This window comes from Arthrobacter sp. KKT183, assembly GCF_055657625.1.
In genome coordinates this window covers 653217-671677 of sequence record NZ_CM145770.1, presented here as the reverse complement: position 1 = coordinate 671677, position 18461 = coordinate 653217, and the positions used below count along the sequence as shown (strand labels likewise).

Genomic DNA, 18461 nt, shown 5'->3' with positions numbered 1-18461 from the left:
GACATCCCATGGCTGATCTGACGGCCGTACTGGCCAGCACCCACCACCCGTTCTACCTCAAGGCCACCACCGACACTTCCGAGAACCGGCTCCCCCAGGCCGACGAGTGGCAGCGCAAGGTCGAGGCCTACCGGGAGACCCTGGCCGCCGCCGAGCCGGACGTCCTGGTGATGGTCGGAGCCGACCACTTCCACCAGTTCTTCCTCGACAACTACCCCACCTTCCTGATCGGCAAGCAGGAGAAGTACGACGCGACCTTCTACAACGAGGAACGCGAATTCGGCCTCCCCACCTACCTGCTCGACGGCGACCTGGAGCTCTCCAATTACCTGCACCAGGGCCTGCTGGACGCCGGATTCGACTTCTCCTTCAGCCATGAACTGAAGATCGACCACTCGATCGTCTGCCCGATCATCACCGTCCGCCCGCAGGCCGACCTGCCCATCGTCCCCATCTACACGAACATCTTCGCTCCGCCCATGCCCTCGCCGAAGCGGTTCTGGGATTTGGGCAGGGCCATCCGCACAATCATCGACGCGTGGCCCTCGGACAAGAAGGTCGCCGCCATCGGCACGGGCCACCTGTCCCTGGAGCTCGGCGGACCACGCATGTTCGGGAACCACGGCCCGGACCCCGTGTTCGATGCCCAGGCCATCGAATGGCTTTCCACCGGCAACATCGACGCCATCCTCGCCAGCGTCACCCATGACTCGATGGCCGCCGCCGGCAACGCCACCCACGGGTTCATGGACCTGATCCTCATGATGGGCATCGTGGGCCCCCAGAACGCGGACTACGTTGACCAGCTCGACCTCTTCCACACCCGCGAGATGTACATGACGTGGTACCCGAACAAAACCGGGAAGCTGGCCGCCGCCGCCGAGCGCGCAGCCCGGTCCTCCCACGCCAGCCTCGGCCCCGTCTACGCCACCGCGGAAGCCGGCGCAGAAACCAGCAAGGAATCAAAGGAAGGTGTCCCGGCGTGAGCAAGTACTACGTCAACAAGTTCCTCTACACCGTGGACCGCGACCCGGCGTGGGTGGCCCGCTACAAGGCCGACCCCGCCGCCACCATCACCGACTGGGAAGCGGAGATCGGCCAGTGGCTCAACTCTGCGGAGAAGACAACCTGGCTGTCCTTCACCGACGACGAACGCCGCGCCCTGGAAACCTACGACTACGAGTGGCTCTTCGAGTACGGCGCCCATTTCTTCCTCTACCTCACCCTGTTCATCGGACTGTTCGACGAGGACTGGGCGAAGGAACGGGGACCGCTGTCCTACCAGCTCGCCTGGGCCAAACGCCTCCAGGGCTGGACCGGCAAACCGTACCCCTCCATCGCCCTCTAACAACCACCAACATAATCCCGACGACGACGGCGGCCACCATGCATGAAGGAATCCTCCTCCTCCGGCTCCTCCTGGGCCTGGTTCTGCTGGTTCATGCCGCCCAGAAGTCGCTCGGCTGGTTCCAGGGGCTCGGCCTCACGACCATGGCTGGTGCCTTCGAGCAACTGGGCCTGCGCCCCGGAAAGCCCATGGTCCTTCTGGCCAGCATCACTGAAGCCCTGGCCGCCGTCTCGCTGCTGCTCGGTCTCTTCACCCCGCTGGGAGCGGCGGCAGCAGCCGGAACCATGGCGGTTGCCGGTGCCACCTCCCAACTCAGCGCCGGTTCCTTCTGGAACGCCAAAAAGGGAGGCGAATACCCCTACGTCCTCGCAGTCCTGGGCATCGTCCTTGCCTTCACCGGCGCCGGCGCCTGGTCACTGGATGCATTGCTGACCACCGCCTATCCCCAGGCGGCACCGTTCCTGGGAGGCACCGCCGTCGGGCTCGCCGTCGTCGTACTGGCCGGCCTTTCCGCGGCAGTGTTCCTCAAAGTTGTCCTGAACCGCCGTCCGGCAGGGCAACCAACATGACGACGGCGGCACCAACCCCAGTCTCTCCCCACCTTTCCTTACACCTACCCCTACTCAAAGGAGTCAACGATGACCACTGAAACGCGAGCACCCCAGCCGGGCCGTCCGATCGTCTTCCGCAACGGAACCGTGCTGACCATGGACGGCGCCAAGCGGGTCCTGCAGGATGCCGACGTGCTCATTGTCGGTGAGAACATCGAGGCTATCGGCCAGTCCCTGGAGGTGCCGGAGGGTACGGAGGAGATCGATGCGTCCGGCGGGATCGTGATGCCGGGCATGATCGACACCCATCGGCACATGTGGCAGACCGCGATGCGCGGCTACGGCGCCGACTGGACGCTCACCCAGTACTTCGTCTGGTACTACCTGGAGCACGGCACGGCATTCCGGCCCGAGGACATCGCCGCCGGCAACCTGCTCTCGGCGTGGGATGCGCTGGACGCCGGGGTCACGACGAGTGTCGACTGGTCCCACGGGCTGAGCACGCTTGACCATGCCGAGGCCGCGCTCGAAGCCCTCGAGGGAACCGGCGGCCGCTTCGTCTTTGCGCCGGGCAACATCTTCGCGGGGCCGGCCGAGTGGACCTCGAACCCGGATTTCAAGAGCTTTGTGGAGCGTAGCAACCCGCGCTCGGACATGCTGAAGTTCCAGCTGGCGTTCGATGTCACCGGCGATCCATCCTTCCCGGAAAAGGGCGCGTTTGAGGTGGCCCGCGAACTGGATCTGCCCGTCACCACCCACGCGGGCGTGTGGGGAGCAACCAACGACGACGGCGTCCGGCTGATGCACGAACACGGCTTCATGACGCCCGGCACGGTCTACGTCCATGCCGCGACGCTGAGCCGCGATTCCTACCAGCGCATCGCCGCCACCGGCGGGTCTGTGTCCCTGTCCACCGAGAGCGAGCAGAGCTGCGGTCAGGGGTATCCGCCGTCGTGGGTTCTGCGCCAGCATGACATTCCGATGTCCCTGTCCATCGACACCAGTGTGTGGTTCAGCAGCGACCTGTTCGTCGCGATGCGCACTACCCTCGGCGCAGACCGATCCTACGAGCACATGCGGGCGCACGAAGCCGGCGACACCATCACCCACTCGGCGCTGCGCGCTGAGCACGTGGTGGACTGGGCTACGCGCGGAGGCGCTGCGGCGCTCTCCCTGGACCACGCGGTCGGGAGCCTTGAGGTGGGGAAGAAGGCCGACGTCGTCCTTGTCAAGAACGATCACTCTCCTACGTCCTTCCCTCTGCTCAACCCCTACGGGCATGTGGCGCTGCAGGCCGGGCGTGGTGACGTACACACCGTGCTGGTCAACGGACGGGTGGTCAAGCACAACCACCGCCTGATCGGTGCGGACCTGCCCGGAATCCGAGCGAAGGTGGAGTCGACCGTGGAGCACCTGCGCTCGACCCTCGGTGAAGAGGCCTGGCAGAAGGGCATGAACCCGGACGTCCCGGAGACCAAGATCCTGGACAACCCGTACATGTACACCGACTACCGGGACGCGTCCACGCATGCGAAGGCGGCAGACCTACCCGCCTGACTGCTTCCTTCGCCGTGGGAGAAGCTCACTGAAAGTCATCGAGGTGTTCACGGGAGCACGCTCCTTGCGTACAATAAACTGTACGCAAGGAGGTGACAATGAAAACCATGACCTATTCTGAATCCCGCGCGAACTACGCTGCCACTCTTGACGCAGTGCTCGATGACCGTGAAGAAGTGGTGATCACCCGTGCCGGCAAGGACCCCGTCGTCATTGTTTCGCTGGACGACTACCAGTCGCTGAAGGAAACCGCGTATCTTCTCCGCAGCCCGGAGAACGCCCGGCGACTTCTTGGTGCCATCGACAACCTTGAAAGCAGCAAGGGTGTGACCCACGAGCTCGCCGAATGACGCTGGTCTGGGACGAGTCAGCGTGGGAGGACTACCTCTGGTGGCACACTGAAGACCGCAAGATCCTCAAACGAATCAATATACTCATTCGGGACGTGCAGCGGAACGGGAATGAAGGAATTGGAAAGCCCGAGCCCCTGAAGCACGGGTTTCAGGGGTATTGGTCTCGACGGATCAACGACGAGCACAGGCTCGTGTACAAGGTGGTGGAGCAGGAAGTCCGTATCGCCCAGTGCCGGTACCACTACAGCAGGTGAACACCTCCGGTGCGCTCAAAGACTGGGGCTCACCCTAGGTCCGCGGCGGAAGCAACGCCGCACTCATGGTGTCCGCGACAAAGGTTGCGAACTGGGCCGGCGTCCATCCGCGCTGAAGCACCAGCAGTTCATAAAGCTCCGGGGAGCTGACCGTCCACAGCACATCGATGGCGTCCGAGAGGGTGGTCCCTTCCTTCAGGAAACCGCGTTCGGCCAGGAATTCAGCGTTATGCCTCATCCGTTCCAGGCGGTGCGCGTTACTAGCCTCCAACAGTCCGGCCATCGACGAGTCTGTCGCGGCTGCGGAGCGGATGAGCAGGAGGATCGGGGTGACTGTCGACGCCACTTCAGCCGTGAGGGTGCCCCACTGGTGCATCAGCTCCCGGGGATCATCGATGCGTTCTCGGATGTCATCCGAGCGTCGATAGGCGGGAGTTTCACCCGTGCCGGTCAAACCGCGCTCGTAGATGGCGCGGACCAACCCTGACTTGTTCTCGAACGACTTGTAGACAGTTTCCGCGGAGATGCCCGCCGCTGCGGCAATGCTGGCCACGGTTGTCGCCGCGTAGCCGTCCTGCAGAAACCGCTGTTCCGCGACATTAAGAACCATGGCGCGCGTCTGTTCTGCGAGTGCCTTTCGGCGGCTTGAATTATAGGGGCGACGGCCATTGACCGGAGGCATTGCCAGCTCCATACTTGGTATTGGGTACAAAGCACTGTAATGAAAGGTTAGCCGATGAACGGCAACCAGGAACACCCTCATGCAGATGACCCGCAGCGGAGCCCGCTACGGGTAATCGACAGGCTCGTCAGCGCCGTCAACGACCACGACCTCGATGCCCTCACCGCCTGTTTCGCGGACGACTACGTCAACATCACACCGGCCCACCCGGCACGCAGCTTCACCGGAGTGGACCAGGTTCGGCAGAACTGGCGCACCATCTTCGAATCTCTTCCCGATATCCAGACAAGCGTTGTCAGCGCGGCCATCGACGGTCAGGTGGTCTGGACCGAATGGGAGCATCGCGGCACCGGCCGCGACGGCTCTGCCAAGCTGCTGCGCGGCGTCGTTATCTTCACCGTCGGGACAGAGGCGATCACCGGCGCCCGATTCTTTCTGGAACCGGTCGACGACGACGCCCGGGGCGTCACCGCCGCTCTCACTCACCAACTGGACCGCTAACCCAAAGGAAGCATCATGATTCTCGTAGCCGGAGCCACCGGCAAGCTCGGCGGGCTCATTACACAGCAACTCATTCAGCAGGGCGAACCTGTCCGTGTCCTTGTCCGGCCGGATGCTGTGGGCAATTTCGGGCCGACCACGGAGGTTGCCCTCGGTGACCTCAAGGATCCCGACTCCCTGAGGGAAGCATGTAAAGGCGTCGACACCGTCATCACCACAGCGAATTCGACGGCGCGGGGCGGTGCCGACACCGTCGAGTCAGTGGATCTGACCGGAAACCGCAACCTGGTGGATGCCGCCGCTGCCGAGCGGGTCCGGCGGTTCATCTTCATCTCGTCGCTTGGCGCGGACCCCGCCAGCACCATGCCGCTGCTTCAGGCGAAGGGAAAGACGGAAAAGCACCTTGCCGAATCCGGCATGGTCTGGACGTCGATCCAGCCGAACGTGTACATCGACCTCCTGCTGATGGGCGTCGTCGGGGGTCCGGCGCTGTCGGGTGGCCCTGTCACGCTGGTTGGCTCCGGCGAACGCAGGCATTCGTTCATCACCGTGTCCGACGTCGCCGCCTACGCACTCGCGGCGCTCCACTCTCAGGCAGCCGAGAACCAGATCCTTCGGGTGGGCGGTCCGGAACCGCTCTCCTGGCGGGACGCCGTCGCGACGTTCGAGCAGTTCCTGGGCCGTCCGGTGGAGGTCCGCACAGTTCCTCTGGGTGAACCGGTACCCGGGATGCCGGAATTCATCGTGCAGCTCCTCACCGCACTGGAGACCTATGATTCCCCGATGGACATGACGGGCATGGCGGGGACCTACGGCGTGAAAGGGACCTCGCTCAGGGAATTCCTCGGCGCCACGGTCCAGCACGTGGGCTGAAATTGTTTCTGCCGTTTGGTGAGAATTTGCATGCCCCGCCGCGAGCCTTACTCCTCGACCAGCCGCCTGCGGTTCTTCAGTTCCTTCACCCAACTCCTGATCTCGGCGTCCGAGAAAGGAACCGCTCCCCCACGAAGGTCGTCAATCAGAGTCCCGGTCGCATTCAAAGCAATGTCGAGAACCCGATCGGCTACCCGCTGCGGCAGGCCCACATCCTCCATCCACCTCAAAAGATGCTTGCGCGAGATACCTGTCCGCTTCCCCGCTATGGGCAAAGCAAGTGATCTGTCTCCGTAAACCACGGTCGACGGAATGTCATAGACCGGCGCTATTGCGGTCCCGCCGTGTCACCTCCCACTGCGAGCAGAAGGGACAGTTCATCGTCCATCGACGTTTTTACGGCCCTGCGCAGCAATGAGAGGCGGCGCCCTTCAGGCAGCAAACCAGCAAAAAAAGGGGGCACAGCGCCACCGGTCAGGATCACGGCTTCGGATGACAGCGGTAGCGATGCCGCCACTGCTGGACCGCCCGTCACAAGGTATTCCGGCAGATAGCTGAACCGTGTCCCGCTTTCATACCGTTCCAGTTGGGCGGCGAGGACACCCCGTTTGTAGACGTCAGCCTGCCGCTGACCCTTGACATCCTCGAATGATTTCATCGGATGCCACCGCCCTGCGACTCGGGCCCTCCAGCGCCCTGCGTCTCGCGGCGCCAGCCCGTGACAGCGAGATCTAGTCCCAGTGTGCGAAGGACCACCAGCAGCGACTCCAACCTGACCGTCGGCTTCCCGTGTTCAACGGATCGGACGAATCGTTCCGAAACGCCGGCAAGGTCAGCGAGATCAGCTTGGGTGAGCTGCTCGGCGACGCGCCGGGCACGCACGGATTCCGCAAGAGTCTGCTCGAAAGCCACTTTTATCCACTCCTCGTCCGGCACGATCGTACCGATTCTTTCAGTATGTGGGCCCCTGACGAGCTTTTCAACGGCAATCGAGCATCAAACGGTACGAACGTTCCGATTCGTGTCTATTTGTCCTGAGCAGCCAGGTTTTGAGGTCAAAACCGATAAAACGGCACGATCATGCCGGTCGCCCTACTGGTTTAGACGCTGCGTGCCACTCTAGAAAAGCAGTACCGCCAGCGTCTCACTCAAACAGGCCCCGCACATCGCCGGCGGTGAGAGCGGAAGAGAACATGGCGTCGTCGTCCATTACTGCAGTGAAGAGCTTCGCCTTCTTCTCCTTCAACGCCATCACCTTTTCCTCGATGGTGTCCTTTGCCACCAGCCGGTACACCATCACGTTGCGCTGCTGCCCGATCCGGTGCGCCCTGTCCACCGCCTGGTTTTCGCTGGCCGGGTTCCACCACGGGTCCAGCAGGAAGACGTAATCCGCTTCGGCGAGGTTCAGACCGAACCCGCCCGCCTTCAGGCTGATCAGAAAGACGGGCGCTTCTCCGGACTTGAACTTCTCGATCACCTGCGCACGTCGGCGGGTTTTTCCGTCCAGATAGGCATAGTCCATTCCGGCTGCCTCCAGCCGTTCAACTGCTTTGGCCAGGAACCCGGTGAACTGGCTGAACACCAGCGCCCGGTGGCCCTCCGCAACAAGGTCCTCAAGCTGCTCGAACAGCGCGTCCAGCTTGCTCGATGGAACCGTTGCATACTTCTCATCCACCAGCGACGCGTCCAGGCTCAACCGCCGCAGCATCGTCAGCGACCGGAAAATCTCGAACCGGTTCTTGTTCATGTCAGCGAGCAGGCCAAGCACCTTCTGGCGCTCACGCTGCAGGTGCCGCTGGTAGATGGTGCGGTGCCGGGGAGAAAGCTCAAGTTCGAGCACCTGCTCCTGCTTGGGCGGAAGGTCCCTCGCCACCAGCTCCTTGGTGCGGCGGGTGATCAGCGGACGAATCCTGCGCCGCAGCTGAGCCAGCCTCTCGGCGTCGGACTCCCTCTCGATGGGCCGCTGATAGTACTCCGCAAACTTTCTGGAGCTGGGAAACAGGCCCGGGGCGGTGATCGCAAAGAGCGACCACAGCTCCATCAGGTTGTTTTCCATCGGTGTGCCGGTAATCGCCAGCTTGAACGGCGCCGGGAAGTCCCGCGCATTCTCGCTGGCCCGGGTCACCGGATTCTTCACGAACTGCGCCTCGTCCAGGATCAACCCTGCCCACTCCTGTGCGGCGTAGGCCTCGTAATCCAGCCGGAACAGCGTATAGGACACAATTACGACGTCGTTGCTGGTCGCCAGCACGGCAGGATCGGCACCGCTGCGGCGGAGCGTATCCATTACTGCTTCGGTGCGCAGGTTCGGCGCGAACCGGTGAGCCTCGGCCGCCCAGTTGGGCACCACGGACGTGGGAGCGACGACAAGGAATGGCCGCGTTTCCTGCCCCGCTTCCCGCGTGTGCGTCTCCCGCGTATGCGCGATCAGCGCCAACGCCTGAAGCGTCTTTCCGAGCCCCATGTCATCGGCCAGGATGCCGCCGAGTCCGTGCTCCCAGAGAAAGGCCAACCAGCTGAAGCCCTCCTGCTGATAGGGCCGCAGCGTTGCCTGAATTCCGGCCGGCACGTCCCTGGCAGGCACCTCGGACAGCTCAAGCAGCGCGGACACCGAGTTCCGCCAGGACTCGGCCTGTTCGGCAGTGGCTGCGAGGTCCGCCAGCTCCTCCCACAGGCCTGCCTGGAAGCGGCTGATCCGCAGCTCAGCAGTGTCCTTGTCCTGCAGCGCCCGGGCTTCTTCGATCAACCGGCGGAGCTGGGAGAATTCCGGCTGGTCCAGCGAGAAGTAGCCGCCACCAGGCAGCAGCAGGTGGTCCTCGTCGAGGGCGAGCGCTCGGAACAACTCGCCGAACGGAACCTCCGTGCCGCCCAGCGAGACGCTGACGCCGAGGCCAAACCAGTCGCGGTCGTCCGTCTCGCTGGTACTCACGGAAACCGTTGGCTGCTCTGTCAGCTCCGTGTAGTCGGGGACGTCCTCGCTCTGCACAACGCGCACCTGTTCGAGAGCTTCGAGTTGCGGCACCAGTTCGGCGACGAACCGTGCGGCGGCCACGCCGTGCAGTTCCCTCGGTTCCGGCCGGCCCGGAAAGCCGTCCGCCGGCCGCGGAAAGGCGTCATACCAGGCTGCGCGGAAACCGTCGAGCACGCCGGCAACGGCGGCCAGGGTGCCGGCTTCCGCCGGCTGGTCCCGGTGGCCCGTGCCGTCGTCGGGAAGCGGGTGCGCCGTCGTCGTTCCTCCCTGGGTGTACTCCCAGGACCAGCTCAACCGCACTGCCTCAGTCTGCGCGGGGGAATCGGAGGCACGACGGCGCGAGCCGGTTGCGGTGGGCGCGTAGCTGATTTCCAGCAGCAGGGAAGGCGGCGGGATCTCCGGCAACTCAACCGAGCCGTCCCTCGAGATGAGGTTCACCTGCTGGTGCAGCTGCGGATAGTAGTCCTGGAGGAAAGCCTCCCGGCCGGTTTCGGGAATCTGCAGCGGAATTTGCGCAGTCACCAGGGAACGGAGGGTCCCCGGAATCGGAGTGGACGTGGGCGCAAGTCCGATATTCCGGTCGGACAGCGGTGCCTGTGCGTCCTCCGAGTCCCACCAGAAGATGCCGTGGACCGGCGAACCGACCAGACCGATCGACGTCGGATCCAGGGCATCGCCATCAACCTCCACGTGGGGCGCGAGGATCAGTCCACCGCCGTTGGCCTGCACATTGAGGCTTACGTCCGCGGTGGTGTGGAGCGTGACCTTCCCGCTTCCAGCGGTGATGAACTGCACTCCCGCCTCGCGGCCGCGCACCAACAGGTCCCACAGCAGCGGGCTCCGGAAATCGTCCACCCGGATTGTCTCACCGGGGCCCTGACCCGAACCTGCACTCCGCGTGCGAACTGCTGCGAAGGTGGACATCCAGTCCCAGTGCGCGTCCTCGAAGCCTGCCCTGTTATACCCGGCGAAGAAACTCTGCCAGCGCAGTTGGCCGGTGATCCAGGTGCCGCCGGCGCTGCGCTGCACGGGTCGGATGTAGAGATGCACGCCCGGGTCCTGCCGCTTGAACCGGCTGGGCGAGGAACGCGGTGCGTCTTCACGCAATTCGAAGGAGAGCGCCAGGGGAACCGCAGGCACGGGTGAACGGGCGGAGTAGCCGCTGGCTGAGTACGTATTAACCGGCGCAGCAGGCTTCGGGTTCAGGAGCGAGTCGAGGCTACGCTGCCAGTCGGGAGATGCAGGCGCTGTGGGTGCCTCTTGCGCAGGCGGTTTTGCTGGTGTTTTTGGAGCGTCGAATGGCATCACCTCAAGGATACCGGTGCGCTTTGCTGACCGGCAGCGCACCGAGCGTGCCGGTCTCGCCGTACCCCGCGGGTGAGGAGACCACGACCTAAGCTGGTGCCATGGAATTCCTGCGCAACCTGCTCCTCGTTCTGCACTTTGTCGGTCTTGCTGCCATCCTGGGTGGCGTCATCGCGCAGATTCGGAGCATGCGTACCGGCGGGGCCGTGGTGACACCGGGCATCATGCACGGCAGTTGGCTTCAGCTGGTCTCCGGGCTGGGACTGGTCGGCGTTCTCGAAGCCGGAGATCTGGCGGAAGTCGACAACATCAAAATTGGAGTGAAGCTCCTGGTGATGGTCGCCGTCGTCGTACTGGCTTTCATCAACCGCAAGAAGGACGCAGTGCCGTCCGCCATTCTGGGAGTAATTGGCGGCCTGACGCTGCTCAACATCATCATTGCGGTGTTCTGGCGGTAGAGCTTTCATCTCCGGACGCGAGGCATCCACAGGCCCTGGTACGACGAACAGCCTTGCGACGGAAGGAACACGATCCACATGTTGAACACCGAACGAACCGGCTCCGGCACACCGCTTGTCCTCGTCCACGGACTCGGATCCAGCATCCGTAACTGGGATCCGGTCCTTCCCATGCTGCAGGAAAAGCGTGAGGTCATCGCCGTCGATCTGCCCGGATTCGGCAAGAGCGAGCCCCTCACAGGTGAGGTGACCATTGACACCCTGACCGCCGCCGTCGAACGGTTCCTTCGCGAGGAGGGCCTTGAGGATGCTGACATTGTCGGCAGTTCGATGGGTGCGCGCATGGTGGTCGAGATGGCTCGCCGCGGGCACACGGGCAACGTCGTGGCGCTGGATCCCGGTGGATTCTGGAATGACACCCAGGTGCGCATCTTCAACAGCACCATCACGGCGTCCATCGCGCTGGTGCGCCGGATCCAGTCCATCCTGCCGTCACTGGTCAAGCAGGCTGCGGGCCGTACCGCACTGCTCGCGCAGTTCTCGGCGGCTCCGTGGAAACTCGATCCGGACCTGGTGCTCACGGAGCTTCGCGGATTCAGTACCTCCCCCAGTCTCGATGAGGCGCGCAGGTCACTAGCACACGGGCCGCGGCAGCTGGGTGCGCCGCAGGGCACACTCAAGGGCAACCTCGCGTTCGGCTGGGGCCGGCAGGACAAGGTGACTCCGCTCAGCGAAGCGGCAGTCGCCATGTCGCTCTACCCGGACGCCACCTTGCACGTCTTCGAGAACTGCGGGCACTTCCCCCACTGGGACCAGCCGGAGGAAGCCGCGCGCTTTATTCTGGATTCAACGGGTTGGTAAGCCTTCGACCAGGAGCACAGGTGACCGGGCCGGTCCGCTGCCGAAGGCTGAGCAAGCGGACCCTGCCCGGTGAGAACGTCCGTCAGGTCATGACGGCCGCCCCCAGCACAATCATCACCCGCGGGGCTTGCTGATTCCTTGGGAAGGGAGGCAGTGAGGCGGCGGGGCCACATCGGGGGAAACGGGCCCCGCCTCGCGGGAGATCTCCGTCCAGATCACATCCCGCTGCCGTTTATTCTCGTCTCCCTTTGCCCTCACGGGATAGCTTTGGGGATTATTACCGCCGACGACGAGCACATGACGCTCGCGACTGGTCCGTCACTGGCAGCTGATGTCCGGATTGAAGGTCGCAAAGGTACCGTCGAAGGGCATTCGGCTCTAACTGAGGGCTCGTTCCAGTCCGTCCAGGATCACGTCGAGGCCGTACTCGAATTCCTCCGCGAAGTCATAGCCCGGCTGCAGAACGTGGTCCGTCACGAACGCCGCCAGGTTTGGGTACTCATTGGCAGGAAACGGCTCAAACATGTCCTGCGCCATCGCTTCGATTTCGGCTGGGGTATCGATGGGCATACTCATCTTCGTGAGTGCGAAGCCGTAAATGTATCCGTCGAGGAGCGAGTAGGCGTGTGCCACCATCGCCATATCGAACCCTGCCCCACGGAGGTTGCCGATGACCGCGTCATGATGACGCAGGTTGGCAGCTCCAGGCCGCCTTCGTGACTCCATCAGTCCGATCGCCCACCGGTGGCGCGCAAGTGCGTCCCGGAGCGAGAGCGCCCGTTCCCGCATTGCTGTTTTCCACTCCCCCTGCACAGGAGGAACCGGAATCTCACCGAAGACGATGTCGATCATCGCATCGATAAGGTCATCCCGGTGCGAGATATGGCGATAGAGGGCCATGGGAGCGACGTTCAGTGTCTTGGCGACATGGCGCATTGTCAGTCCCTCCAGTCCCGCAGCGTCCGCATGCGCAATGGCAGCCTGAACGACGCGCTCCCTGGTGAGGGGTCGACGGCGTGTCCCGGCGTTAGTGCTCGCTTCTGACATCTCGTCCCCTTTTCGCTCGGCCATCGAAAATTCCCACTTACTTCTCGTGTACTTAGTACACTACTGCGTGTACGCTGTACACATTCCGTGAAACTGTTCACGGATTCACCAAAGGAACGGTTATGAGTAATTCACACGGGGTTCTCCCCGAGGCACCGGCACCGGCATCGTCGAGGCTTACGCCGGCGTCACCCAAGCGCCTTGCGAGGATTGCAGGAGTGTTCTACCTCCTGGTAGGAATCACGGGCGGCTTCGCTGCGGGGTTTATGGACCCCTTCCTCTATGTCGCCGGTGACGCGGCGGCAACCGCCGGCAACATGACGGAGAACCCCACACTCGTGCGGATCGGCGTCGTTTCCCACCTCGTGGACGCCGTCTTCTTTCTCCTGACGGCGGTGACGCTTTACCTGTTGCTCAAGCACGCAGGCAAACATGCGGGCCGTCTCATGGTGCTGGCTGTGATCGTCGCCGCCGGCATCATTGCGGTCAGTGCAGTCTTCACCTATGTGGCGCTCCAGGTAACAACAAACGGCTCCTATACGGATGCCTTCGGGCTGCTGGGGTCCAACGCACTGGTGCTTCTGCTGCTGGACATTCAGCACTACGGCATCCTTGCCGCACAGGTCTTTTTCGGGTTGTGGTTGGCACCCTTGGGCTACCTGGTGATCAAATCGAAGCTATTCCCGAAGGCACTTGGCTTCATCCTCATCCTGGCCACAGCCAGCTATCTGGTCGATGTTGCCCTCGCGTTCCTGTTTCCCGCACTCGCAACGCAGATTCATAGCTACCTAGGCATTGTGCCGGCCATCGCAGAAATCTGGATGGTGTTGTACCTACTCATCATCGGTGTCCGCACTCCGCGCGTGGCGGGCCGGCTGCCGGCACAAGTGACGCCAGCGCCGGCCTGGTGAGAGGCGGCAATAACTTCAGCGACGTCGTCGTACGTTCCGTGAACATCCGTGGTTCAGCAAGGGCAGATCCTGCCCTTGCTGGTCTAGGAGCCTTCGAGGTCTTCGAGCGACTTGCTCCTGGTGTCAGGGGACAGCAGTGTTGCCACTGCGGAAAGCACGCAGATACCGAACGTAGTCAGCCCGATAACCATCGGCACGTTCGATGAACCCGGCGGAGCAATGGCCGTGAAGACGCTCGGGAAGAATGACGCGATCATCAGCCCGACGTTCTGCGACACCGCAAAACCGGTGACGCGGATCCGCATGGGGAACTGCTCCTGGAAGAACGTGGCGAAGGTGGCGTTCCACATCTGAAAGAAGAGCCCCTGCACGATCACGACGCACACAAAGACCAGCAGCAAACTCCTCTGATCGATGGCCCACAAGTACCCTCCTGCCAGCAGGCCTCCGCCAAGCCCGCCAACCACCATGAGAGTTCGCCGGCCGATCTTGTCCGACAGCGCGCCGAATGTCGGGATGGTCAACACAGCGACCACGTTGGCTACGAGGGTCACCCAGAGGAAATCATCGCTTGAGTAGCCAATGCCGTACCCATCCTGCGTTGCATAAGCGACGCCGAAAATTAGCGTTGCCATACCGATGACATTGGTGAAGGTCATGATGATGCAGCGAACCACTACCCAGGGGTAGGTGCGCAGCAGTTCGACCAGCGGGAACCGGCGCTTTGTCTCTCCGCTTGCAGACTGGGCCTGGTATGCCGGAGGCTCCTCCACCCGACGGCGGATGTAGTAACCGGCGAGGATCACCAGGGCGCTGAGCAGGAACGGGATGCGCCAGCCCCAGGCCTCGAACTCGGCATCCGGAAGGATGGCAGCGAGTGAGAGCAGGACACCGGTAGCCAGGATTGACCCGACCTGCGTGCCCTGGAGGCTGAAGCTTGCGAAGAATCCACGCCGGGCATCGGGTGAGTGCTCGACGATCATGGCACTGGCTCCGCCGAGCTCACCTGCAACCGCGAACCCCTGGATCAGGCGGAGGACCACCAGCAGGGCGGGCGCGAGGAGACCTACCTGCCCGAACGTGGGCAACAGACCGACGGCGAAGGTCGCGAAGCCCATCAGCAGCATCGCAGCGACCAGCACCTGCTTGCGGCCGTGCCGGTCACCGTACGCACCGAGGACCACAGCGCCGACCGGACGGGCTACATATCCCACGGCGTAGGTGGCAAGGGAGGCGATGATTCCCACCGTCGGATTCTCGGACGGGAAGAAGATAGCGGGGAAGACCAAGGTTGCGGCGAGCCCGTACAACGCAAAGTCGTAGTACTCGAGCGCGCTCCCGATCCAACCGCTCATCGCGGCCTTCTTGGGATTCCTCTGACCGACGCTCCTGACCCACTGGCGGGAAACCGGCCGCCCCGTCGTCTTTGTCCGGCATGACTCCACAGATCCGGAGTCTCCCCTGCACCCCGACCATCCGGGACACGCGTTCAAGGACTTCATCACCGGCACACCGGACCTGCTGGTACACAAAAGCGTCAACTCCAGCTTCCACGGCACCCCTGATCTCCACGCCTGGCTGCAGGAGAACGCCATCTCCGAACTGGTTATCTGCGGAATCACCACGAATCACTGCTGCGAAACCACAGCCCGCGTCGGAGGCAATCTGGGCTACATGGTTTTATTCGCGCTTGACGCCACGCATACCTTCAACCGCGTCGGTCCGGATGGCGATGATGTTTCAGCGGACGCGATCTACCACATGACTGCCGTGAATCTGCACGGCGAGTTTGCCGCCGTCGTGAATACAGCTGACCTGCTTGCACCGGCGCAGACGGCCGCAGTTGGGAGTCAGTGACTACGCGTTAGTCGGGTAACGGTGACCGCTGCCCTCAAAATCAGACGCTGGTACCGGTGGAGAATCCACTCGTGAAAGCGGCAGCGAAGAACAGCACCCAGCCGATGATGAGCAGAATGCTCAGCGCGCCGAGAATAATCGCGACCCACCCCAGCAGACGCCCGCCGGCTGCCGGTTCACCCATCCGCTCAGCCTTGTTCGCCGAGCTGATCGCGAGCGGCCCGAAGACAAACCAGAACAGGAACATCCCGAGTACGCCATAGGCAAGAGACAGTTGGGCAGCGCGCTTTCCCTCGTAGTCCGACCCCGCATAGCTCATGCCCGGAGACCGGCGGGTGCTGGCGGCCGCGAAGGGCTGTTCGCTGGGATACGGGGCACGATTCTGGGTGGAGTAACTCGACATGGGTATTCCTTCTGAGACAAGGTGGATAGTCCGGGATCCTGTTGGTGAGTTACCGCCAATACACCCGTATTGGAGCACATCCTATTGCACGGCGACTTACCCGACGACGATGTAGGTGGAAAAATGGCACAACCGCACGACGACGGCGTACGCGGCGTCCTGTTCGACGTTGACGGCACGCTGGTGGACACGAACTACCTGCACACCCTCGCGTGGTGGCAAGCCTTCCGCCGCTTCGGTCACGACGTTCCGATGGCCAGCATCCATCGCACCATCGGGATGGGTGGCTCCACCCTCATTGAGCACCTGATCGGCGAGGGCCGGGACACCGGCCAGGACGAGGAGCTCAAGGACACCCACGGGGCGCTGTTCTCAGCTCAGTGGCCTGCCATCCGCTCGTTTGACGGCACCCGGGACCTACTGAATCATTGCGCGGAAGTGGGCCTCGCCGTCGTGCTGGCCACGTCCGCGAACAACGAGGAGCTGGCCGTCCTGAAGAAGGTGATCGATGCGGATGACGCGATCACCGGCGCCACCACCGCAACCGACACCGGCATCAGCAAGCCCTCCCCGGACATCCTCGAAGCAGCACTCGGCGTCGGAGAACTCAAGGCCGAAGAAGCAGTGTTCATTGGCGACGCCGTCTGGGACGTCCTCGCCGCCAACAAGCTCGGCATGCGCACCATCGCCGTCACTACCGGCGGAACCAGCGAAGCTGAACTGCGCGACGCCGGTGCGGCCTATGTGTTTGAGAACGTCCGGGAGCTGCTGAACGCCGTCCTCGCCGGAGAGGTTCCTGAACTGGCGAAAGCAACCGGCGGATGAAGCCCGATTATCCCTACGCCCTCACCTTTGCCCGCTACCGGGAGCTGATGGAGAAGGACTTCGCGCGGCTTCTGGAGCTCACACGCTCCGCCGACGCCGCGGCCCGGATTCCTGCCTGTCCGGACTGGGATGTCGAACAGCTGGTCCGGCACACCGCGCTCGTGTACCTGCAGAAAGCCGAGACCATCCGCACCGGCGCCAAGCCGCAGGGCCGCTGGGTTCCGGAGGACATTCTGCAGCTGGGTCCGGCCGAGATATTGGAGACCTGCTACCAGCGGATCACTGGCGAATTCGATGCCCATGACCCCTCGGGCCCTGCGGAATCGTGGGTGGCTGAGGATCAGACCGTGGGTTTCTGGATTCGCCGACTGACGCACGAGACCTCGATCCACCGCTACGACCTCGAAGCAGCCCTGGGCGATCCGCAGCCGGTCGAGACAGAGCTCGCAGTCGACGGGATCGACGAGGTGCTGACAGTCATGTTCGAGCGCGGGCGGTCGGCGGGCACGGATTCCGGTCCTGCTGAAGTCACCGGACATTTGATCCTGGAAAGCGGCGGTGCATCCTGGTCGGTTCACCTGCTGCCTCACGACGTCGAGATTTCCGCCGATGCGGCAGGCTCCTCCCCCGATGCCAGTATCAGCGGGGAACCCAACGACATTCTGTTGTGGCTCTGGGGCCGCGAACCGCTGCCCATTCAAGCTGGCGACGCCGGTTTGGCAGCAGAATTACGACGGCGCCTGGCCGCAACCACCTGAAGTGCCGGATTCAGCGAGGACTGCTGCTCCGCAAAGGCGCCGTTGTTGTGCAGGATCGTGGGGACGTCCCTACGATCCTGCGCAGATGCGGCACTCCTGACGCGGTTCCGGAGCCTGGAAGTGTTTAGACTGAACCTGCTGCTGCCGTCAATCGCCAAAGGAGTCCGGTCCTGATACGCACCATCAGCTACAACCTTCGTGAGCACAAGGCGCGCGGTGAGCTCGAAGCCCTCGCCGAGGATTACGAGGTGGATCTGCTGTGCCTGCAGGAATGCGATGCATCGGACCTGCCTGACGTCGTTGGTGGGCTGCAGATGGCAACCGCCACCAAGGAAAACCGGCTGGGACTCGCCATGTATTATCGGCGCGACCGCTTCGACATGGTCCGTGCCGACTCCTTCTCGCTCAAGAAGTCCCTGCATGACCGTGTGCTCACGCCTGCACACGAGCGGCTGATCGGCGTCAAGCTCCTCGACCTGCAGACGGACAACACGCTCGTGGCCGGGTCCTTCCATGCGGCTCCCCTGACGGCCTCTAATTCGCTGCGCAGACATCAGATCAATGCCGCGCATGCCGAACTCCTGAGCATGGGGGACGGTTTTGCCACCTTGATGGTCGGCGACTTCAACTACCCGTTTTTCACGCAGAAACTCACCGAGCGCATGAACGAATCCGGCTACGATCTGTCGCTGAGCGACCGGCGAACCTACACCCGCGGCATGGTCTTCCGGGGACACTTCGACTTTGCGACGTCGCGCGGACTGGAAATCGACAAGGTGGAGACCCTGCCGCGTGGGGCGTCCGACCACCTGCCGATCCTCGTGCTCGCGGACTACCGGGCCAACGTCGAGGAGCCGTCCACGGAGGACGAGATCCAGCCCGCCTAGAATTGTCAGGAGCGGCTGTTACGTTCAGAATTCCACTGGACAGCTGCTCAGGCAGCACA

23 protein-coding genes and 1 pseudogene are annotated in these 18461 nt (G+C 63.1%); 16 read left to right on the top strand and 8 right to left on the bottom strand.

The window, feature by feature from the left end; translation table 11 throughout:
- Nucleotides 1-8: 8 nt before the first annotated feature.
- From ACZ2GY_RS03330 to ACZ2GY_RS03305, 6 genes are all read left to right on the top strand, one after another.
- Nucleotides 9-986 carry a DODA-type extradiol aromatic ring-opening family dioxygenase gene (locus tag ACZ2GY_RS03330; RefSeq protein ID WP_471672982.1) on the top strand — a complete coding sequence of 326 codons (978 nt, stop codon included), beginning with the start codon at nucleotides 9-11 and terminating at the stop codon, nucleotides 984-986.
- A complete protein-coding gene (locus tag ACZ2GY_RS03325; protein ID WP_471672981.1) occupies nucleotides 983-1348 on the top strand; it encodes a hypothetical protein in 366 nt (121 codons plus the stop codon). Before ACZ2GY_RS03330 ends, ACZ2GY_RS03325 begins: the two co-directional genes overlap by 4 nt.
- Nucleotides 1349-1386: 38 nt before the next feature.
- A complete protein-coding gene (locus ACZ2GY_RS03320; protein ID WP_277356976.1) occupies nucleotides 1387-1917 on the top strand; it encodes a DoxX family protein in 531 nt (176 codons plus the stop codon).
- Nucleotides 1918-1986: 69 nt separating this feature from the next.
- Entirely contained in the window at nucleotides 1987-3456 is a 1470-nt protein-coding gene (locus ACZ2GY_RS03315) for an amidohydrolase family protein (protein WP_471672980.1), read from the top strand.
- A 98-nt stretch (nucleotides 3457-3554) separates the two neighbouring features.
- The gene (locus ACZ2GY_RS03310) at nucleotides 3555-3806 is read left to right on the top strand and encodes a type II toxin-antitoxin system Phd/YefM family antitoxin (protein ID WP_471672979.1); all 252 of its coding nucleotides are present in this window, start codon (nucleotides 3555-3557) and stop codon (nucleotides 3804-3806) included.
- The gene (locus ACZ2GY_RS03305) at nucleotides 3803-4063 is read left to right on the top strand and encodes a Txe/YoeB family addiction module toxin (RefSeq protein ID WP_277356979.1); all 261 of its coding nucleotides are present in this window, start codon (nucleotides 3803-3805) and stop codon (nucleotides 4061-4063) included. Before ACZ2GY_RS03310 ends, ACZ2GY_RS03305 begins: the two co-directional genes overlap by 4 nt.
- 34 nt (nucleotides 4064-4097) lie before the next feature.
- Here ACZ2GY_RS03305 and ACZ2GY_RS03300 read toward each other — a convergent pair whose 3' ends face one another.
- Nucleotides 4098-4745, bottom strand: coding sequence for a TetR/AcrR family transcriptional regulator (locus tag ACZ2GY_RS03300; protein WP_471672978.1), 648 nt, complete (start codon nucleotides 4743-4745; stop codon nucleotides 4098-4100).
- A gap of 54 nt (nucleotides 4746-4799) precedes the next feature.
- On the opposite strand from ACZ2GY_RS03300, the gene ACZ2GY_RS03295 reads away from it, so the two are divergent.
- Both ACZ2GY_RS03295 and ACZ2GY_RS03290 read left to right on the top strand, forming a co-directional pair.
- Entirely contained in the window at nucleotides 4800-5246 is a 447-nt protein-coding gene (locus ACZ2GY_RS03295; RefSeq protein WP_471672977.1) for a nuclear transport factor 2 family protein, read from the top strand.
- Nucleotides 5247-5261: 15 nt separating this feature from the next.
- Nucleotides 5262-6119, top strand: coding sequence for an SDR family oxidoreductase (locus ACZ2GY_RS03290; RefSeq protein ID WP_471672976.1), 858 nt, complete (start codon nucleotides 5262-5264; stop codon nucleotides 6117-6119).
- A 47-nt stretch (nucleotides 6120-6166) separates the two neighbouring features.
- On the opposite strand, the gene ACZ2GY_RS03285 is transcribed toward ACZ2GY_RS03290, so the two are convergent.
- From ACZ2GY_RS03285 to ACZ2GY_RS03270, 4 genes are all read right to left on the bottom strand, one after another.
- Complete coding sequence (locus ACZ2GY_RS03285) at nucleotides 6167-6340, bottom strand: hypothetical protein (protein WP_471672975.1); 174 nt, start codon at nucleotides 6338-6340, stop codon at nucleotides 6167-6169.
- Nucleotides 6341-6447: 107 nt separating this feature from the next.
- A complete protein-coding gene (locus ACZ2GY_RS03280) occupies nucleotides 6448-6777 on the bottom strand; it encodes a HipA N-terminal domain-containing protein (protein WP_471672974.1) in 330 nt (109 codons plus the stop codon).
- Nucleotides 6774-7031, bottom strand: a complete 258-nt coding sequence (locus tag ACZ2GY_RS03275; protein ID WP_471672973.1) for a helix-turn-helix transcriptional regulator — start codon at nucleotides 7029-7031, stop codon at nucleotides 6774-6776. The genes ACZ2GY_RS03280 and ACZ2GY_RS03275 overlap by 4 nt, the downstream gene beginning before the upstream one ends.
- A gap of 232 nt (nucleotides 7032-7263) precedes the next feature.
- On the bottom strand, nucleotides 7264-10230 hold the full coding sequence (locus ACZ2GY_RS03270; RefSeq protein WP_471672972.1) for a DEAD/DEAH box helicase: 2967 nt from the start codon (nucleotides 10228-10230) through the stop codon (nucleotides 7264-7266).
- A 266-nt stretch (nucleotides 10231-10496) separates the two neighbouring features.
- Here ACZ2GY_RS03270 and ACZ2GY_RS03265 point away from each other — a divergent pair, with 266 nt between their 5' ends.
- Together ACZ2GY_RS03265 and ACZ2GY_RS03260 are read left to right on the top strand one after the other, a co-directional pair.
- Nucleotides 10497-10853, top strand: coding sequence for a hypothetical protein (locus ACZ2GY_RS03265; RefSeq protein WP_056550394.1), 357 nt, complete (start codon nucleotides 10497-10499; stop codon nucleotides 10851-10853).
- Between the two features lie 78 nt (nucleotides 10854-10931).
- Nucleotides 10932-11714, top strand: a complete 783-nt coding sequence (locus tag ACZ2GY_RS03260) for an alpha/beta fold hydrolase (RefSeq protein WP_471672971.1) — start codon at nucleotides 10932-10934, stop codon at nucleotides 11712-11714.
- 378 nt (nucleotides 11715-12092) lie between these two features.
- Here ACZ2GY_RS03260 and ACZ2GY_RS03255 read toward each other — a convergent pair whose 3' ends face one another.
- Nucleotides 12093-12761, bottom strand: a complete 669-nt coding sequence (locus ACZ2GY_RS03255; RefSeq protein WP_277356986.1) for a TetR/AcrR family transcriptional regulator — start codon at nucleotides 12759-12761, stop codon at nucleotides 12093-12095.
- Between the two features lie 122 nt (nucleotides 12762-12883).
- Here ACZ2GY_RS03255 and ACZ2GY_RS03250 point away from each other — a divergent pair, with 122 nt between their 5' ends.
- On the top strand, nucleotides 12884-13672 hold the full coding sequence (locus ACZ2GY_RS03250; protein WP_471672970.1) for a DUF4386 domain-containing protein: 789 nt from the start codon (nucleotides 12884-12886) through the stop codon (nucleotides 13670-13672).
- An 83-nt stretch (nucleotides 13673-13755) separates the two neighbouring features.
- Here the strand turns inward: ACZ2GY_RS03250 and ACZ2GY_RS03245 are convergent, their stop codons facing one another.
- Nucleotides 13756-15117, bottom strand: a complete 1362-nt coding sequence (locus ACZ2GY_RS03245) for an MFS transporter (protein ID WP_471673533.1) — start codon at nucleotides 15115-15117, stop codon at nucleotides 13756-13758.
- On the opposite strand from ACZ2GY_RS03245, the pseudogene ACZ2GY_RS03240 reads away from it, so the two are divergent.
- Nucleotides 15062-15328: pseudogene (locus tag ACZ2GY_RS03240) on the top strand (isochorismatase family protein); the annotation flags it as partial. The gene ACZ2GY_RS03245 and the pseudogene ACZ2GY_RS03240 sit on opposite strands and share 56 nt — an antisense overlap.
- An 18-nt stretch (nucleotides 15329-15346) precedes the next feature.
- On the top strand, nucleotides 15347-15529 hold the full coding sequence (locus tag ACZ2GY_RS03235) for a hypothetical protein (RefSeq protein WP_471672969.1): 183 nt from the start codon (nucleotides 15347-15349) through the stop codon (nucleotides 15527-15529).
- A 40-nt stretch (nucleotides 15530-15569) separates the two neighbouring features.
- Here ACZ2GY_RS03235 and ACZ2GY_RS03230 read toward each other — a convergent pair whose 3' ends face one another.
- The gene (locus tag ACZ2GY_RS03230) at nucleotides 15570-15932 is read right to left on the bottom strand and encodes an Asp23/Gls24 family envelope stress response protein (RefSeq protein ID WP_056550403.1); all 363 of its coding nucleotides are present in this window, start codon (nucleotides 15930-15932) and stop codon (nucleotides 15570-15572) included.
- A gap of 123 nt (nucleotides 15933-16055) precedes the next feature.
- On the opposite strand from ACZ2GY_RS03230, the gene ACZ2GY_RS03225 reads away from it, so the two are divergent.
- The 3 genes from ACZ2GY_RS03225 (at nucleotide 16056) to ACZ2GY_RS03215 (ending at nucleotide 18402) form a co-directional block, all read left to right on the top strand.
- Entirely contained in the window at nucleotides 16056-16757 is a 702-nt protein-coding gene (locus ACZ2GY_RS03225) for an HAD family hydrolase (protein ID WP_346028624.1), read from the top strand.
- On the top strand, nucleotides 16754-17515 hold the full coding sequence (locus tag ACZ2GY_RS03220; RefSeq protein WP_471672968.1) for a maleylpyruvate isomerase family mycothiol-dependent enzyme: 762 nt from the start codon (nucleotides 16754-16756) through the stop codon (nucleotides 17513-17515). The genes ACZ2GY_RS03225 and ACZ2GY_RS03220 overlap by 4 nt, the downstream gene beginning before the upstream one ends.
- A gap of 173 nt (nucleotides 17516-17688) precedes the next feature.
- Complete coding sequence (locus ACZ2GY_RS03215; RefSeq protein ID WP_277357080.1) at nucleotides 17689-18402, top strand: endonuclease/exonuclease/phosphatase family protein; 714 nt, start codon at nucleotides 17689-17691, stop codon at nucleotides 18400-18402.
- The last annotated feature ends 59 nt before the right edge of the window (nucleotides 18403-18461 follow it).

What these genes read in the sequence shown, in the direction of transcription:
- ACZ2GY_RS03220 (WP_471672968.1), top strand. Translation starts at nt 16,754, where the DNA reads ATGAAGCCCGATTATCCCTACGCCCTCACCTTTGCCCGCTACCGGGAG.
- ACZ2GY_RS03230 (WP_056550403.1), bottom strand. Translation starts at nt 15,932, where the DNA reads ATGTCGAGTTACTCCACCCAGAATCGTGCCCCGTATCCCAGCGAACAG.
- ACZ2GY_RS03285 (WP_471672975.1), bottom strand. Translation starts at nt 6,340, where the DNA reads ATGGAGGATGTGGGCCTGCCGCAGCGGGTAGCCGATCGGGTTCTCGAC.
- ACZ2GY_RS03280 (WP_471672974.1), bottom strand. Translation starts at nt 6,777, where the DNA reads ATGAAATCATTCGAGGATGTCAAGGGTCAGCGGCAGGCTGACGTCTAC.
- ACZ2GY_RS03320 (WP_277356976.1), top strand. Translation starts at nt 1,387, where the DNA reads ATGCATGAAGGAATCCTCCTCCTCCGGCTCCTCCTGGGCCTGGTTCTG.
- ACZ2GY_RS03290 (WP_471672976.1), top strand. Translation starts at nt 5,262, where the DNA reads ATGATTCTCGTAGCCGGAGCCACCGGCAAGCTCGGCGGGCTCATTACA.
- ACZ2GY_RS03265 (WP_056550394.1), top strand. Translation starts at nt 10,497, where the DNA reads ATGGAATTCCTGCGCAACCTGCTCCTCGTTCTGCACTTTGTCGGTCTT.
- ACZ2GY_RS03295 (WP_471672977.1), top strand. Translation starts at nt 4,800, where the DNA reads ATGAACGGCAACCAGGAACACCCTCATGCAGATGACCCGCAGCGGAGC.
- ACZ2GY_RS03305 (WP_277356979.1), top strand. Translation starts at nt 3,803, where the DNA reads ATGACGCTGGTCTGGGACGAGTCAGCGTGGGAGGACTACCTCTGGTGG.
- ACZ2GY_RS03315 (WP_471672980.1), top strand. Translation starts at nt 1,987, where the DNA reads ATGACCACTGAAACGCGAGCACCCCAGCCGGGCCGTCCGATCGTCTTC.
- ACZ2GY_RS03260 (WP_471672971.1), top strand. Translation starts at nt 10,932, where the DNA reads ATGTTGAACACCGAACGAACCGGCTCCGGCACACCGCTTGTCCTCGTC.
- ACZ2GY_RS03235 (WP_471672969.1), top strand. Translation starts at nt 15,347, where the DNA reads ATGGTTTTATTCGCGCTTGACGCCACGCATACCTTCAACCGCGTCGGT.
- ACZ2GY_RS03330 (WP_471672982.1), top strand. Translation starts at nt 9, where the DNA reads ATGGCTGATCTGACGGCCGTACTGGCCAGCACCCACCACCCGTTCTAC.
- ACZ2GY_RS03300 (WP_471672978.1), bottom strand. Translation starts at nt 4,745, where the DNA reads ATGCCTCCGGTCAATGGCCGTCGCCCCTATAATTCAAGCCGCCGAAAG.
- ACZ2GY_RS03310 (WP_471672979.1), top strand. Translation starts at nt 3,555, where the DNA reads ATGAAAACCATGACCTATTCTGAATCCCGCGCGAACTACGCTGCCACT.
- ACZ2GY_RS03225 (WP_346028624.1), top strand. Translation starts at nt 16,056, where the DNA reads ATGGCACAACCGCACGACGACGGCGTACGCGGCGTCCTGTTCGACGTT.
- ACZ2GY_RS03255 (WP_277356986.1), bottom strand. Translation starts at nt 12,761, where the DNA reads ATGTCAGAAGCGAGCACTAACGCCGGGACACGCCGTCGACCCCTCACC.
- ACZ2GY_RS03250 (WP_471672970.1), top strand. Translation starts at nt 12,884, where the DNA reads ATGAGTAATTCACACGGGGTTCTCCCCGAGGCACCGGCACCGGCATCG.